We start from the raw sequence: 14,709 nt of genomic DNA, 5'->3' as shown, positions 1-14,709 counted from the left end.
CGGCCAGCGCCGCAACGTCATGTAGCGGCGTCCCCTCTAAACCCCAAGTTGATATTTATGCGGCAACCTAGAAAATCTGCAAGCGAAATTTTCGTTGCACTCGCGTTATGCGTGTCGATGGGGTGTGCGGCCGCCACCGCCGCCGAACCGGACGCGCGTGGCGGCCTGCCGACGAGCTTCGACAGCCGGGAGCGGATTGCCAGGCCGGACCTGTCCGGCGTGCCGCGGCTGCGGTTCCTGACGGCGGTCGATTTCCCGCCGTTCAACTTCATCGACCAGACGGGAAAGCTGGCCGGCTTCAACGTCGATCTCGTCCGTGAAATCTGCCACGAGCTGGAACTGGCGGCGAAGTGCCAGATACAGGCGCTGCCCTTCGCCGAATTGCGCGAAAACCTCGAAAAGGACGCCGGCGAGGCGGTGGTGGCGGGGGTTGCGGTCACGGCCGGCCTGCGCCGCGAGTTCGTTTTCTCCCGCCCCTACCTGCGCCTGCCCGCGCGTTTCATGACCCGCTCCGACGGTCAGGTGGGGACCGTTGCGGCGCTCGACGGCCGGGCCGTCGGCGTCGTACGCGGCAGCGTGCACGAGGCCATGCGCGCGGCCTATTTTCCCGCGCAGCGCCCGGTGCCGTTCGAGACCCAGGCCGCAGCGATGCTCGCCCTGAAGGAGGGCAAGGTCGAGGCTGTGTTCGGCGACGGGCTGCAGTCCGCCTTCTGGACGATCGGCCCGCAGGCGGCAAGCTGCTGCAGGCTGCTGCCGGGCGCCTATGTCTCGGAAGCCTTCCTCGGGGAGGGGCTGACGATCATGACCCGCAAGGACGAACCCGCGATCGGCGGGGCGATCGACCATGCCCTGCTGTCGCTCGCCCGAAGCGGGCGGCTGGGGGAAATCTACCTGCGCTACTTCCCGGTCGACATCTACTGAACGGGGCGGTCAGAGCCGGCGGAACCGTGCGATGGCTGCGCGTTCGATCGCAGCGCAGGTCAGCTTGTCCAGTCCCAACCGATCGCGCAGCAGTTGCAACAGGCGGATCTCCTCGTTGCGGATCCGGTGATCGGCGGCGGCGATCTCGACGGCCAGCGCATAGGCCGTATCGGCAAACTGCGCCGGGAGGCGGTCGCGGATGACCTCGAGCGCGACGTCGAGCCCTTCGGGCGCCGAAAGCATCGCCGCGCATTCCTGAGCGAGCAGGATGATGAGCGAATCGTCGAAGCCGTCGAACACCGGCAGCGACCGCGCCAGCCGGCCGATGCGCGCCAGTTCCGCATCCGTCATCGCATTGTCGACGGCCGACATCATCACCATCACGTGGACAAGGGCTTCCTGCGGCTCGTGGGGACCGGTCATGGCGCTCTTTCTTCAGGGTTGTTGGAGGGCGGGCTGGTCGGCCGGGGCGGGCGCCGGCCTGGCGCGCGGTCGTGTCGCGTTTCCGCGCGGGTTCGGGCTGTTGAGGCCGAGCCCGGCCTGCCTTGCGGCCTTTGCCGCCTCTTCGAACGGAGATCCGGGCGCGGTCTCCGCCCAGCCGTTCTCGGCCAGCCATTGCGAAAGGTCCTTGCCCGCCACCGTGCAGCGGGCCGTCACCGTGCCGCTCCATTGCTTGGCGGGCACGGCGCAGTCGATCGTCCGTCCGCGCACGAGATTGGCGAAGGCGGTGCGCGCCATCCGTCCGCACGGCCAGCCTTCGCCGACGCTGTCCTGGCACTGGCGGTTGACCGGGACGGGAACGATGCCCTCGAGCTCCAGCACCTTTCCGGCGATGCTGAAGCGCCCGGCGGCGAGCACGATCGGGCGGGCGAAGGAAACCGGCGGCTCGGCCACGGTCACGGTTTCGGCGTTGAACCGCGGCGTCGGCTGTGCGGGCTGTGTCTCGGGCGCCGGCGCCGGCCCGGCTTCGCCTCCCGCACCGGTTCCGGTCGCGCCGCCGCCCTGTTCGGGGGGCGCTGCCTGCGCGATGGCCGCATCGCCCGTAGGTGCCTCGTCGCCGGAGGAGGCCGGCATGGGAATATCGTCCTGACTTCCTTCCGCCGGAAACAGGCTGGCGTCGGGAACCTCGAGGGTGAAGTCCTGCCCGCCTGCGGCCTCGCGGCCGCGAATCTGGCCCGCGCCGATCGCAACGAGGAGCGCCGTCAGCGCGACACAGCCGATGCCGCCGAAGAGGGCGCGGTTCGCAGACGCTGTCGCAAAGGTGTTCACGAGGAAATCTCCCGCTTCACTGGCTCGCCCAGATGATCCGGGCGATCCAGTCGATCTCTTGGATGTCGAAGGTGCGGTTGGGATGTTCTGGATTGAGCGACAGGAGCTCGATCGAGCGCGGCGTCAGCCGGTGCAGCACCTTTGCCATCACCTCGCCCCCGTTCGTTCTGACGACGACGCGGTCGCCGCGGCGCACCTGGGCGCCCGGCTCGACGATGAGCATGTCGCCGTCGCGATAGAGCGGCATCATGCTGTCGCCCTGGACCTCGAGCGCGTAGACGCCCTGCTTTCGATCGGGCGAAGTCGGAAATTCGACGACGTCCCAGCCCTGGCCGGCCGGGAAGCCGCCGTCGTCGAAGAAGCCGCCGGCGCCGGCCTGGGCGAAGCCCAGCAGCGGGATCGACCCCGGCTGCGGCGGAAAGGCGCCGTGCGGCAGCCCGCCGGCGTGGCCGTTGGTCTGCAGGCCGATGAACTCGTCGATCGTCGTTCCCGTTGCGTCCAGCACCTTGGCGATCGATTCCGTCGAGGGCCAGCGCAGGCGCCCGTCGGTGCCCAGCCGCTTGGACTTGTTGAACGAGGTCGGATCGAGCCCGGCCCGGCGGGCGAGCCCCGAAGGGGAAAGCCGGTGGCGTTCCGCCAAGGCGTCGATCGCCGCCCAGATCCTGTCGTGGGAAAACATCTCTTTAGTTCCTGGTCCGCGGTCCGGCTGTGTTTGCCCGGATGCCGAGAGCATAGCGAAACGGCCGGCGTCCGTAAAGAAAAAAGGAATATAATCCTTTCTACGATGATGCGTCCGTCGTCCCCGCCTTGCGTCGTGCGACGACGCTTTCGCGCCAGATCGTGAAAATGCCGGCGCCGACGACGATCAGGGAGCCGACCAGCATGTTCAGCGTCAGTTGCTCGTCGAAGAGGGTGGTGCCGATCAGGGCTGCAAGCACGAGCTGGAGGTAGGTCAGGGGCTGGACGGCGGCCGCGTCGAGCAGGTCGTAGGCGCGGATGAGGAAATAGTGGCTGGAGATGCCGGTCGCGCACAGGAGCGCCATCCATATCCAGTCGACGGGTTCGAGCGATGTCCAGTAGAAGGGCGCGGTGAAGGACAGCACCGCCGCACCGGCCACGCCGGTGTAGAAGAAGCTCGTCGATGCGGAATCGTCGTGGCTGACAAGGCGGGTGGCGATCACGTAGAAGGCAAAGAGTACCGAACCTGCGAGCGGCACGATCAATATGGGGTCGATGCCGTCCGCGCCGGGGTCGAGAATGATGATCACGCCGCAAAGCCCGAACAGGATCGCGCTCCACCGGCGCCAGCCCACCTTTTCGCCGAGAAGCGGAACGGACAGAAGCGCCACCAGCAGTGGTGTCGAGGCGAAGATGGCCTGGCTGTGGGCGAGCCCCACCATCGTGAAGGAATTGATGACGACGATGATCTGCACGGCGAGTAGCGCGCCGCGCCCGATCTGCAGGATCGGTCGCTTCGTCGCTGCGGCTGCGCGCAGGCCGCCCCTGGATCGCGACGCCGCCATCAGGACGGCGAAGGCACCGAATGCCCAGAAGCGGACCATCGTGATGAAGGCGGGCGGGTAGAGCCCGCCGAGATGCTTCGATATTCCGTCCTGGACCGCGAAGATGACGATGGCCAGGAGCGTGAAGATGTATCCGGTGCGTTTGGAGTCCATGTCTGCCAATACCAGCCTTGCGCTGATATCGACCGATGGCATGGGATCGTCTGCGGTCATCCGGCGAGGCGCCGCCTGTTCTTATACCGCGGCGGTTCGATATGCATGCACAATTGTGCATTGCAGCCTTGCGACCGGGCGGGGTGAGCGCCTGGGCCCGCTCAGCCGCGACGGTATTCCAGCACGTCGATGCGCATGTTGATGGCGTCGATCACCTGCCGGTGGAGGTGCTTCCGGTTGACGCTCATCTTGCCCATGCGCAGCTCGCCCGTCGACGCCTCCGGCAGGAATTCGCAACGCGCGATATTGGCGCCGTCCCGGCCGAAGCGGATGATGCGCGTGTTCGCATCCGGGCTCTCGGCAAACCTCATGTTCACAGCGCCCGGCGCCAGCCGCTTGACGGCATCGGCGCAATAGGCCTCGCGGCGGATTTCCGTCAGGCTCACCTTGCCGTCGGCGACGCGGTCGCCGAACGCGCCCGGATGGGCCGAAAGTATGGTGAAGCCGCCGCTGACCGTGACGATCGCGGCAAGCAGGAGCCCGCTGACAAGCGCTGCCCTTGCGTCCTTTCTGGTTTCGTACGTCATGTCCGTTCTCCTGCCGCCATTTACGTGCGTGTCGCGCAGGAGCACGGCACTGGCGGACTATCCTTGTTCTTCGATCATGAATTCCCGCATTCGCGTGACGTCCCCTCGGGGAGGTGCGCGTTTCATTCGTCTCGCATCTGGCGCGAAGATCTGCGGCTGCCAGGCAGCGCGCATGTGCCTTCAACGTCGCTGCCCCGATATTTATTCGCGTTTTCTAATTTTAATGAAGAAATATTTTCAGATTCCGTCGACCGCCGCTGTATCCTGCGTAACAACCTCTTCAGGGCGTCGCTCGGGGGGAGCGGCCGCATCCGTGGAGATCATCGCTCGGCCCCCCCTTTCGCGACGACACGGCTGGCGCTATCAGTGGTGCGGGTGCAACTCCTGCGCCCGGAGTCCCCGGCCGTGCAAACCCGTACCCTCATCGGCATTCTGCTGACGACGTTCTCGTTCTTCCTGTTCTCGCTCCAGGATGCCTCCGTCAAATGGCTGGTCGCGGCCCTGCCGGTGTGCCAGGTGCTGTTCATCCGCAGCCTGACCATCGTTGCGATCTGTGTCGCGATCGGCCGCGGGCCCGCCCTGCGCCGGGCCTCAGGCTCGCCCGTTCTCAGGCCGATGCTGCTGCGAACGCTGCTTCTGCTTGCAGCCTGGCTCTCCTACTACACGGCGGCGCGCGATCTCGGCCTGGCGCAGCTCACGACCCTCTATTATGCGGCGCCGATCGTCGTCACGGTGCTGGCCATGCCGGTTCTCGGAGAGGTGGTGACACCAGGCCGGTGGATCGCGGTGCTGACGGGCTTCGTCGGCGTGCTGATCGCCTGCGATGTCTTCGGCCAGGGGCTCAACATCTCGCTGCCGGTCTATCTCGCTTTGCAGGCGGCCTTCTTCTGGGGGATCGCCACCATCCTGCTGCGCAAGACGGCGCTGGAGGAAAGCACGCTGGTGCAGATGCTGATCTCCAGCGCCTTCCTGATGCTCTTCACCGGCATCACCTTGCCTTTCCTCTGGACGCCGCTGGGCCTTGCCGAGCTTGGGCTGATCGTCGGCACGGGCGTGCTTGCGGGCGTCGGGCAGTTTGCGCTGTTCGAGGGCATGCGACGGGCAGAAGTGTCGCTGCTGGCGCCCTTCGAATATTCCTCACTGATCTGGGGATTTCTGCTCGGCTTCCTGATCTGGCACGAGGTGCCGTCGGCCAACGTCTTCGTCGGCGCCGCCCTGATCATCGGCGCAGGCGTCGTGGTCATCGGCGCGGAGCGTTTCGGCCGCCGCGCCGTTCAATCCTGATCGTCGAAGGCCGGGTCGGGGTCAGGAATCCGTTCGCCGGAACGGAACGGTTCCGCCGGTGCGGAGCCGTGTATTCCCGACCTGCTATTGCAGGGCTCCGTCGCCGCTGCGGTCGGCCGCCGCGAAGTCGGCCATCACCCGGTTCATGAACTCGGCCTGGCTGATGCTGCCGTTATTGTCGCCGTCGGTCGCCGAAAACTGGTCCGCGGTCAGGACCGTTCCGACCTCCGACTTGCTCAGGCTGCCGTTCTTGTTCTTGTCGAGGTTCGTAAAGGCCGTCGCCATGAACGCCTGGTATTCACTGCGCTGGACGGTTCCGTCCTTGTTGGTGTCAAGCTGGTCCTTGTGACCCTGATGGATCGCAGCCGTCTGCGCCTGGGCAAACGACAGAGTGCACTGGCAAGCCACGAGAGCCGCCACCAGAAAAGCCTTTTTCATCAACCTGTCCCTTTCCGCCTACCTGCATGCCAGGCGATTGCCGAGGAGGCCGCCGACGCCGATACCACCGCCGATCGCGGCGATCTGGCCGGTTCCGGCACCGATCGTGCTGCCGACCAGGCCGCCGACAATCGCCCCGCCGACCGTTCCCGCCACGCAGCCGAATTCGGCATTGCGGTCGACGACGCTCTGGGAAACCGGTTGCGACTGGCAGGCTGACAAGGCGAGCGCGGCACAAATTACGACAGTTACGGTACGCTTCTTCATTTTAACCTCCAAGTGTACTTCTACGCTTCTCACGTGGAGCCATGGCGGTGCCGCACACGAAAAAGAATGAGATTGTGTCGACCTCGTATTCCCCTTCAGCAACGGCTGGATTTGATCGTATGCTGGCCGCGAGAGCTGGCCGTGAGACCACTGAAATACATAGAGCGAACGCGGTGAGCGCCGCTTCCCAGTCTGGATCCACACCGGAACGGGTGTGGAAGCGGCATCCTACAGTCGGCCACTGACGATGGCAACTCCCACAGGAGGCTGAGCCGGTTACCCCCTATGCGCTGCGATGGGCGACCTCCTCCGGCCATCCGGGAGAGGTCGCCCCTGTCAGAAGATCGTCGCGACCGGCAGTCCCAGTGCCATCGCGCCCGCATACTGCGCCTGCGGCCCGGGCTGCAGCGGGTGGAATCGGGCGCCCTGTATGTCGCGGAAGCGCCGCTCCAGGCCGGCCGCGCGGTAGAAGCCGCTGCCGCCGGAGAGCTCCATCGCCAGCTCGACGGTCTCGATCGCATGCCGCGCAACGAGCGAGCGTCCGATCATCACCTCGTCGACCGTCTCCTCCGACGGGGCGTTGCGCTCGACGGTCTCGATCATCCACCGGTGCGCAAGTTGGGCCGCTCGCAGCGACGTCTCCATCCGCCCGGCGATGTCGAGCAGCCCCGGTCCCGCATGCTTGCGGCGGGCAAGGTCGAGCGCGATGTCGCGGGCGCTTTCGGCAACGCCGAGATAGACCGCATAGATCAGCGGCATGGCCGTGGTGGCGATGACCAGGAACACCGGGTGCCATTCCCCGGCGCGGCGGCTGAAGGAGACGCCGGCGTCGGGTATGAAGAGGTCGTCGATGACAACGTCGTTGGATCCGGTGCCGCGCATGCCGAGCGCGCGCCAGGTCTCGACGATGCTGACTTCCGGCGCCTTCATCGGCACGGCGAAATGGATGACCGCATCCGGACCCTCGCCGGTTGCGAGAACCGCCCCGGTCATCAGCAGGTCGCCGGCCCCGGCCCCGGAGGTGAAGCTCTTGCGCGCGTTGATCCGGTAGCCTCCCTCCACTTTCGAAGCCTTGCCGGAGCCGCCGATCCAGTCCGAGCCGCCGCTGGAGAGCAGGATCAGCCGCTCGGCCGCCACGCGCTTCAGCAGCGGCTCCACGGCGGTCACCTGCTGGTGGCGCCAGCGCCAGGCCGGGATTGCCACCTGGTGGGTGTGCATCGAAAAGGCGAGTGCGGTCGACGAGCAGGCATGCGCCATGACCCGCAGCATCTCGGCCAGCGTGCGCACGTCCGCGTCCCCGCCGCCGAGCGGTCCCGGAACGCCCGCCTCCACCAGGCCCGATTGCTTCAGGAGCTCGTAGTTCTCCGCGACAAAACTGTCCTCCTCGTCGAAGCGTGCGGCGCGCTCGGCCAGGATTGGTGAAATCGACCGGGCGATTTCCACCGGATCGACCGGCGTGGCGGGTCGATCCTTGCCCTCGTTCGACGATGCGTTCAATGCAGTACTCATGAGGCCCTCCTCGAAAGAATGGAGACAGGGTCCTACCAAAGCGCAATTCCGTCCAGTTCAGGATCTGTACTACCACGACCCCGTGGTCGCTCTCCCGCGTTTGCACTATGATGCGGCCTGAACGCCGCTGCCGGATGACGATCATGAATGAGCATGGAAGTTACGGCCAGTTCTGTCCCGTATCGATGGCCGCCGAAATCCTCTGCACCCGCTGGACGGTGCTGGTCCTGCGCGAGCTGCTCTGCGGGACGACCCGCTTCAACGACCTGCGCCGGGGCGTGCCGCGCATGTCGCCGGCGCTTCTGTCCAAGCGGCTGAAGGAACTGGAGCGCGCCGGCGTCGTCCTCGCCGGGCCGGGCGAGCGGGGCGTGATCGAGTATCGCCTCTCGCCGGCCGGCAGGGACCTTGAGCCGATCGTCATGGGGCTCGGCCTATGGGGGCAACGCTGGGTGGAATCGCAGCTCTCGCTGAAGAAGCTCGATCCCATGCTGCTCATGTGGGACATGCGGCGCAATCTGAACCCGCAGCCGCTGCCGAGGCGCCGCTGCACCATCCAGTTCCTCTACCCGGAGCTGCCGGAAAGCCGGCAGAACTGGTGGCTGGTTGTCGACGGCGGGGCGGTCGACCTGTGCGGCTTCGATCCCGGCTTCGAGATCGACCTTCTGGTGACGAGCTCGCTGCGCAGCATGACGGCAATCTGGATGGGTCTGTCGATGATCGGCCGGGAGGTCGATGCCGGCAATCTCGAACTCGACGGCGATCCGGAGATTGCCAACGCCATGCAGCAATGGCTGGGGCTCAGCAAGTTTGCCGGAGCGTCGCGCAACGTGGCCTGAAGCCGGCGGTGCAAGGCCGTGCTGCCGCAAGGGAGCCAAGGCACATTTGCGGCCACAAAAATGTGACCGCACCTTAAACTCGGTTTCCTGTAACGCTATATGCAACGCCATGTGCGCCTTTCTGGCGCGGGAAGAGATGACGGGAAGAGTTGAAATGCAGCGTTTTGGACGAATTTTCGCGATGATGGGCGTCGCCCTGATGGTCATGGTTACCGCGGTCGATGTCGCTGAGGCCCGCCGGGCCGGTGGCGGATTCGGCAGCCGCGGCACCCGCACGTTCGCGCCGCCGCCGGTGACGCGCACGGCGCCCACGCAGTCGGCGCCGATCGACCGGTCCATGACGCAGCGCCCGGCCGGCCAGCAGACGACGCAGCCGCAGGCGGGCCAGCAGGCCAACCGGCCGTTCGGTCAGCGCCCCGGCGGATTGTTCGGCGGCTTCGGCGGCGCGCTTCTCGGCGGCCTGGCTCTGGGCGGCCTGGTCGGCATGCTGATGGGCAACGGCATCGGCGGAGCAATGGGCTTCCTCGGCCTGCTCTTCCAGGCGGCCCTGATCTTCGGTGCGATCACGCTTGCCATGCGCTTCTTCCGCCGCTCCCCCCAGCCCGCCTATGGCGGCGGTGCCGGCAACATGGCCAATCGCCAGTCCGAGACCGGCGCGCCGTCCTTCAAGATCCCCAGCATCGGCGGCGGTGCGCGAGGCGGCCTCGGTGGCCTTGCCGGCGGCCTCGGTGGCGGTCTTGCGGGCGGCCTGGGGCGTGGCCCCGGCGCGGGTGGTTCCGCCGCCCAGTCGGCCGACGAGATCGGTGTCGGGCCGCAGGATCTCGACCAGTTCGAGACGATGCTGAAGGACGTCCAGGCTGCCTATGGCGCGGAAGACTATGCCACCCTTCGCAGCCTCACCACGCCCGAAGCGATGTCCTGGCTTGCCGAGGAACTGAGCGAGAACGCCACGAGCGGCGTCAGGAACGAGGTTCGCGACGTCCATCTGGTTCAGGGCGACGTGGCCGAAGCCTGGCGCGAGGACGACGGTACCGAATACGCGACCGTCGCGATGCGCTACGAGAGCATCGACGTCATGCGCGACCGCGCCACCGGTCAGGTCGTCAGCGGCGATCCGGACCAGGTGAGCGAGGCCGTCGAGGTCTGGACCTTCCAGCGCAAGCCCCGTGGCCCCTGGCAGGTCTCGGCCATCCAGGGCGTCGAGGCGGCCTGACCGCCGATTGCGCGGCCGGCCACGGATCGTGGCCGGTAATCCGGACAAGGAACTCCGGACAAGGAGACTTCGCACGCACCCGGCCCTTGCCTTATACGGCGAACTGGCCTCTTCTGCGTGCCGGCGGGGTTGTCGCCGGTGGCGCGTCTCAAGAGAGGCGCGCTTCCTGATTGTTGATCTTCATTCGGAGAAATTGATGCCGTTCAAATCCATCTTCGCCGCTGCGATCGTGTGCATGACGCTGGCGGGCTGCACGACGAGTGCCGCCAACAACACCACCTACGCTCTTCCCGCCGATACCGGCGGCGGCGTTCGCATCCCGATCAACTGATCCTTTTTTCCGAATGGCTGCCGGGCGTCACGCACGGCGGCCGCCTCTCGACGGAGCAGCCCTTCGCGCCTCCCTTCGTCACCTGACCGCCAGCGCCTCCCGCCTTTCCTCCCGCCGATCCCGCCCGAATGCAGCTTCGCCCGAAAGCGGAGGGATGAACTTTGCCGGCCGTGCCGGCTTGGCAAGCGGCGCGCTCTCTGTCACCTTTCCGGGAATCTCCCGTCGAAACATCCACAGGTGGTGGCATGGCAGATGCAATACGGCTGATCCTGACCAACATGCCGACGATCCTGTTCGTGGCGGCGCTCGCGATTGCCACGCTCCGGCGTGACGGACCGCCTGCCCGGCGCTATCTGTCCTGGCTCCTGTTGCTCTCGGTCGGCGCGGAAATGATCTGGGGCGGCTTCTTCCACGTCTTCCTGCCGCAGGTGGCCGCAGCCCAGATCGGCTGGCAGGTGAGCCCGTTCCAGTTCGAGATCGGTGTCGCCGATCTCTCTATCGGCGTTGTCGCCGTCCTGTCGTTCTGGCGAAACCTTTCGTTCAAGGCCGCAGTCGTCCTCTATCTCGTGCTGTTCAATATCGGCGTGGCCATCGGCCACATTCGCGAGGCCGTCGTCAACGCGAACTTCTCGCCGGACAATTTCGGCCTGCTGCTGCTGTTGACGATCGTCAAGGTTCCGCTGCTCGCCTGGCTGCTCTGGAAGGCTTACCGGGAAGAGACGGAACTGAAGGTGCGCTGAGAGATATGCGTGGAGACGGCTTACGCCGCCTCCCTCTTCGCATACGGGTCGAAGCGGCCGTAGAAGGTCTCGCCCTTCGCCGCCATGTCGAGCAGGAGCGGCGTCGGCTTGAAGTGGTCGCCGTATTTCGAGGCGAGCTTCTCGCAGAGCGCCACGAAGGTCGAAACCCCCATGCCGTCGATGTAGGACAGCGTGCCGCCGGTATAGGGGGCGAAGCCGAAGCCGAGGATCGAGCCGACATCGGCCTCGCGCGGATCGGTGACGATGCCTTCCTCGACCGTGCGCGCGGCCTCCAGCGCGATCGTCACCAGAAGACGCTCCTTCAGCACCTTCACGTCGACATCATCGGGCTTCTGCTGCGGATAGAGATCCCTCAGGCCGGGCCACAGCCGCTTCTTCTGCGGCTTCGGCGGATAGTCGTAGAAGCCCTTGCCCGCCTTCCGGCCGAGGCGGCCGGCTTCGACAAGCTGGGTGACCAGTTCCATGTGGCGCGGGTCGACGGCCTGCGGGCCGATATCCGCGATCGCCGCCTTGAAGATCTTGTAGGAGAGATCGACAGCGACCTCGTCGTTGAGCGACAGCGGCCCTACGGGCATGCCGGCCATTTTCGCTGCATTCTCGATCATCGCCGCCGGCACGCCCTCGATCAGCATGTCGTAGGCCTCGCCGATATAGCGGAAGACGCAGCGGTTGACGTAGAAGCCGCGGGTGTCGTTGACGACGATCGGCGTCTTCCTGATCGCGGCGACGTAGTCCAATGCCACGGCCAGCGCCTTGTCGCCCGTCTCCTTGCCGAGGATCACTTCCGTCAGCATCATCTTCTCGACCGGCGAGAAGAAGTGGATGCCGATGAACTGGTCCGGGCGCGTCGTGTTCTTCGCAAGCCCGGTGATCGGCAGGGTGGAGGTGTTGGAGGCGAAGATTGCCCCTTCCGGCAGCACCGCCTCGATCTTTTCGGCGACGGCCTTCTTCACGTCGCGGTCCTCGAACACGGCCTCGATGACGAGGTCGGCGTCGGAGAGCGCTGCGTAGTCCGCAGTCGGCGTGATCAGCGACAGCAGCTTCTCGCCTTCCTCCTTGCTCATCCGGCCCTTGGCGACGCTGCCGGACGTCAGGCCCTCGCAGACGGACTTGCCTTTGTCGGCCGCCTCCTGGTCGCGGTCGATCAGCACCACCGGGATGCCGGCGGCTGCGGTGACGTAGCCGATCGAGGCGCCCATGAAACCGGCGCCGACGATGCCGACCTTCCTGAACTCGGTCTTCACTACGCCCGCCGGGCGGCGTGCGCCCTTGCCCAGCTCCTGCATGGAGATGAACAGCGAGCGGATCATCGAGAAGGCCTCGGTGGTCTGCAGGATATGGGTGAAGTAGCGCTGCTCGATCTTCAGCGCCGTATCGAACGGCACCTGCAGCCCCTCGTAGACGCATTTGAGGATCGCGAGCGCGCCGGGATAGTTGCCGGCGGTCTCGCGCCGCAGGATCGCAGGCGCTGCCGGCCAGAGTTGGGCGGAGGCCGGCGTCCAGATGCCGCCGCCCGGCACCTTGAAGCCCTTCTCGTCCCAGGGGGCGATCGGCTTCAGCCCGTCCTTGATCATCTGCTTTGCGGCCGGGATCAGGTCCTCGGGGGCGACTACCTGGTGCACGAGGTTCATCGCCTTGGCGCGTGCGCCGGTCAGGGACGAGCCGAGTGTCATCATCTGCAAGGCGTCCTGCGCGTTTGCGAGCCGTGGCACGCGCTGGGTGCCGCCGGCGCCGGGGAAGATGCCGACCTTGACCTCGGGCAGCGCGATCTTCAGCGATTTCGCATTCGAGGCGACACGGCCGTGGCAGGCGAGCGACAGCTCGAAGGCACCGCCCATGCAGGTGCCGTTGATCGCAGACACCCAGGGCTTGCCGCAGGTCTCGAGCTTGCGGTAGAGGCCGCTCATCCGCCCGGTCAGGGCAAACAGCTTCTCGACCGCCTGCGCCGGGTCCTTCGCCTTTTCCTCGGCCTGGAGGGCAAACATCGACTTGATCATCGAAAGGTCTGCACCGCCGGAGAAGGACGACTTGCCGGACGTGAAGACCACGCCCTTGACGGCGGCATCCGCGACGGTTGCGTCGATGATGGCGTCAAGCTCGTCCATCACCTCGGCGGTGATGACGTTCATCGACTTGCCCGGCATGTCCCAGGTGGCGAGCGCAATGCCGTCCGCGTCGGTGTCGATGGTGAAGTTCTTGTAGGTCATTGCGGGATTCCTCTTCCCTTGAATTCGTCCAGTTGGCCTCGCAGCCCCTCACCCCGCCTCCGCTTCGCTCGGCGACCCTCTCCCCGTAAACGGGGCGAGGGGACCGGAGACTTTCGCGGCATGTCCCTTCTCCCCGCTTGCGGGGAGAAGGTGGCGGCAGCCGGATGAGGGGCGATCCGCCTCAAACCCGCTCGATCACCGTCGCCGTGCCCATGCCGGCGCCGATGCAGAGCGTCACCAGCGCGGTGTTGAGGTCGCGGCGCTCCAGTTCGTCCAGCACGGTTCCGAGGATCATGGCGCCGGTGGCGCCGAGCGGATGGCCCATGGCGATGGCGCCGCCGTTGACGTTGATCCTGTCGTGGCCGATCTCGAAAGCTTGGCAGTAGCGCAGGACGACGGCGGCGAAGGCCTCGTTCAATTCGAACAGGTCGATATCGGCAAGCGTCATGCCGGTGCGCTTCAGGAGCTTCTCGGTCACGTCGACCGGTCCCGTCAGCATCAGCGCCGGATCGGAGCCGATATTGGCGAAGGCCCTGATGCGGGCGCGCGGCTTCCGGCCGAGGATCGCGCCGCCTTCCTTCGAACCGAGCAGGACGGCACCGGAGCCGTCGACGATGCCGGAGGAATTGCCGGCATGGTGGACGTAGTTGATCGCCTCGATCTCGGGGTGGGCCTGGATCGCGACCGCCTCGAAGCCGCCCATCTCGCCGGGCATCTGGAAGGAAGGGTTGAGCTGCGCCAGCGCCTGCATGTCGGTTCCGGGGCGCATGTGCTCGTCGCGGTCGAGGATGGTCAGCCCGTTGATGTCCTTCACCGGGATCACGGCGTTCTTGAAATAGCCCTTCTCCCAGGCATGGGCCGCCCGCTTCTGGCTTTCCACCGCATAGGCGTCGACGTCGTCGCGCGTGAAGCCGTATTTGGTGGCGATCAGGTCGGCCGAGACCCCCTGCGGCATGAAATAGGCCGGGAAGTTGACCGAGGGATCCATGAACCAGGCACCACCGGACATGCCGAGGCCGACCCGCGACATGCTCTCCACACCGCCGGCGATCACGATGTCGTCGGCCCCTTGCGCGATCTTGCCGGCGCCGAAGTTCACCGCATCGAGACCGGAGGCGCAGAAGCGCGAGATCTGCATGCCCGGCGCCTTCGTCGAATAACCGGCCTCGAAGGCGGCCGCCTTGGGGATCACGGCGCCAGCGTCCATCACCGGGTCGACGCAGCCCATGATGATGTCGTCGACCTTCTCCGTGTCCAGCCCGTTGCGGTCGCGGATCGCTTCCAGCACCTTTGCGGCGAGGCGGACGGAGGGCACCTCGTGCAGCGCCCCGTCCTTCTTGCCGCGTCCGCGCGGGGTGCGCACGTGATCGTAGATGAAGACGTCGGTCATGCTTTTCTCTCCCTGGGCGA

16 protein-coding genes are annotated in these 14,709 nt (G+C 66.2%); 6 read left to right on the top strand and 10 right to left on the bottom strand.

Going from position 1 to position 14,709, the window contains the following annotated elements:
- Positions 1 to 117 precede the first annotated feature (117 nt).
- Complete coding sequence (locus LQK81_RS15945; protein WP_230807351.1) at positions 118 to 921, top strand: transporter substrate-binding domain-containing protein; 804 nt, start codon at positions 118 to 120, stop codon at positions 919 to 921.
- Between the two features lie 9 nt (positions 922 to 930).
- Here the strand turns inward: LQK81_RS15945 and LQK81_RS15940 are convergent, their stop codons facing one another.
- From LQK81_RS15940 to LQK81_RS15920, 5 genes are all read right to left on the bottom strand, one after another.
- Positions 931 to 1,344, bottom strand: coding sequence for a tellurite resistance TerB family protein (locus LQK81_RS15940; RefSeq protein WP_230807350.1), 414 nt, complete (start codon positions 1,342 to 1,344; stop codon positions 931 to 933).
- Between the two features lie 12 nt (positions 1,345 to 1,356).
- Positions 1,357 to 2,190: a thermonuclease family protein gene (locus LQK81_RS15935; RefSeq protein ID WP_230807349.1), complete on the bottom strand. Its 834-nt coding sequence runs from the start codon at positions 2,188 to 2,190 to the stop codon at positions 1,357 to 1,359.
- A gap of 16 nt (positions 2,191 to 2,206) precedes the next feature.
- Positions 2,207 to 2,869: a S24 family peptidase gene (locus LQK81_RS15930; protein ID WP_230807348.1), complete on the bottom strand. Its 663-nt coding sequence runs from the start codon at positions 2,867 to 2,869 to the stop codon at positions 2,207 to 2,209.
- A 100-nt stretch (positions 2,870 to 2,969) separates the two neighbouring features.
- Positions 2,970 to 3,866, bottom strand: a complete 897-nt coding sequence (locus LQK81_RS15925; protein ID WP_230807347.1) for a DMT family transporter — start codon at positions 3,864 to 3,866, stop codon at positions 2,970 to 2,972.
- A 161-nt stretch (positions 3,867 to 4,027) separates the two neighbouring features.
- A complete protein-coding gene (locus LQK81_RS15920) occupies positions 4,028 to 4,453 on the bottom strand; it encodes a hypothetical protein (protein WP_230807346.1) in 426 nt (141 codons plus the stop codon).
- A gap of 405 nt (positions 4,454 to 4,858) precedes the next feature.
- Between LQK81_RS15920 and LQK81_RS15915 the strand changes: the two genes are divergently transcribed.
- Positions 4,859 to 5,737 carry a DMT family transporter gene (locus LQK81_RS15915; RefSeq protein WP_230807345.1) on the top strand — a complete coding sequence of 293 codons (879 nt, stop codon included), beginning with the start codon at positions 4,859 to 4,861 and terminating at the stop codon, positions 5,735 to 5,737.
- An 84-nt stretch (positions 5,738 to 5,821) separates the two neighbouring features.
- On the opposite strand, the gene LQK81_RS15910 is transcribed toward LQK81_RS15915, so the two are convergent.
- The 3 genes from LQK81_RS15910 to LQK81_RS15900 form a co-directional block, all read right to left on the bottom strand.
- Complete coding sequence (locus LQK81_RS15910) at positions 5,822 to 6,175, bottom strand: EF-hand domain-containing protein (protein WP_230807344.1); 354 nt, start codon at positions 6,173 to 6,175, stop codon at positions 5,822 to 5,824.
- A gap of 18 nt (positions 6,176 to 6,193) precedes the next feature.
- Entirely contained in the window at positions 6,194 to 6,442 is a 249-nt protein-coding gene (locus tag LQK81_RS15905; RefSeq protein ID WP_230807343.1) for a hypothetical protein, read from the bottom strand.
- Positions 6,443 to 6,778: 336 nt separating this feature from the next.
- Positions 6,779 to 7,951, bottom strand: coding sequence for an acyl-CoA dehydrogenase family protein (locus tag LQK81_RS15900; protein WP_230807342.1), 1,173 nt, complete (start codon positions 7,949 to 7,951; stop codon positions 6,779 to 6,781).
- Positions 7,952 to 8,094: 143 nt separating this feature from the next.
- On the opposite strand from LQK81_RS15900, the gene LQK81_RS15895 reads away from it, so the two are divergent.
- The 4 genes from LQK81_RS15895 to LQK81_RS15885 all read left to right on the top strand — a co-directional run bounded on the left by LQK81_RS15895 (position 8,095) and on the right by LQK81_RS15885 (position 11,071).
- Positions 8,095 to 8,787: a winged helix-turn-helix transcriptional regulator gene (locus LQK81_RS15895; RefSeq protein WP_230807341.1), complete on the top strand. Its 693-nt coding sequence runs from the start codon at positions 8,095 to 8,097 to the stop codon at positions 8,785 to 8,787.
- Between the two features lie 154 nt (positions 8,788 to 8,941).
- Positions 8,942 to 10,000, top strand: coding sequence for a Tim44 domain-containing protein (locus tag LQK81_RS15890; protein ID WP_230807340.1), 1,059 nt, complete (start codon positions 8,942 to 8,944; stop codon positions 9,998 to 10,000).
- Between the two features lie 196 nt (positions 10,001 to 10,196).
- Positions 10,197 to 10,331 (top strand): hypothetical protein, encoded by a 135-nt coding sequence (locus LQK81_RS26260; protein WP_263815411.1) that lies wholly within the window; start codon positions 10,197 to 10,199, stop codon positions 10,329 to 10,331.
- A 245-nt stretch (positions 10,332 to 10,576) separates the two neighbouring features.
- Entirely contained in the window at positions 10,577 to 11,071 is a 495-nt protein-coding gene (locus tag LQK81_RS15885) for a DUF6790 family protein (RefSeq protein ID WP_230807339.1), read from the top strand.
- A 20-nt stretch (positions 11,072 to 11,091) separates the two neighbouring features.
- Here LQK81_RS15885 and LQK81_RS15880 read toward each other — a convergent pair whose 3' ends face one another.
- Together LQK81_RS15880 and LQK81_RS15875 are read right to left on the bottom strand one after the other, a co-directional pair.
- Positions 11,092 to 13,299, bottom strand: coding sequence for a 3-hydroxyacyl-CoA dehydrogenase NAD-binding domain-containing protein (locus LQK81_RS15880; protein ID WP_230807338.1), 2,208 nt, complete (start codon positions 13,297 to 13,299; stop codon positions 11,092 to 11,094).
- Positions 13,300 to 13,480: 181 nt separating this feature from the next.
- Positions 13,481 to 14,689, bottom strand: coding sequence for an acetyl-CoA C-acetyltransferase (locus LQK81_RS15875; protein ID WP_230807337.1), 1,209 nt, complete (start codon positions 14,687 to 14,689; stop codon positions 13,481 to 13,483).
- Between the last annotated feature and the right edge of the window lie 20 nt (positions 14,690 to 14,709).

The sequence above is a fragment of the Rhizobium sp. GN54 genome (assembly GCF_021026345.1).
Taxonomy (GTDB): domain Bacteria; phylum Pseudomonadota; class Alphaproteobacteria; order Rhizobiales; family Rhizobiaceae; genus Mycoplana.
The sequence above is the reverse complement of the archived record's forward strand: the minus strand, read 5'-3'. Positions and strand labels throughout refer to the sequence as shown.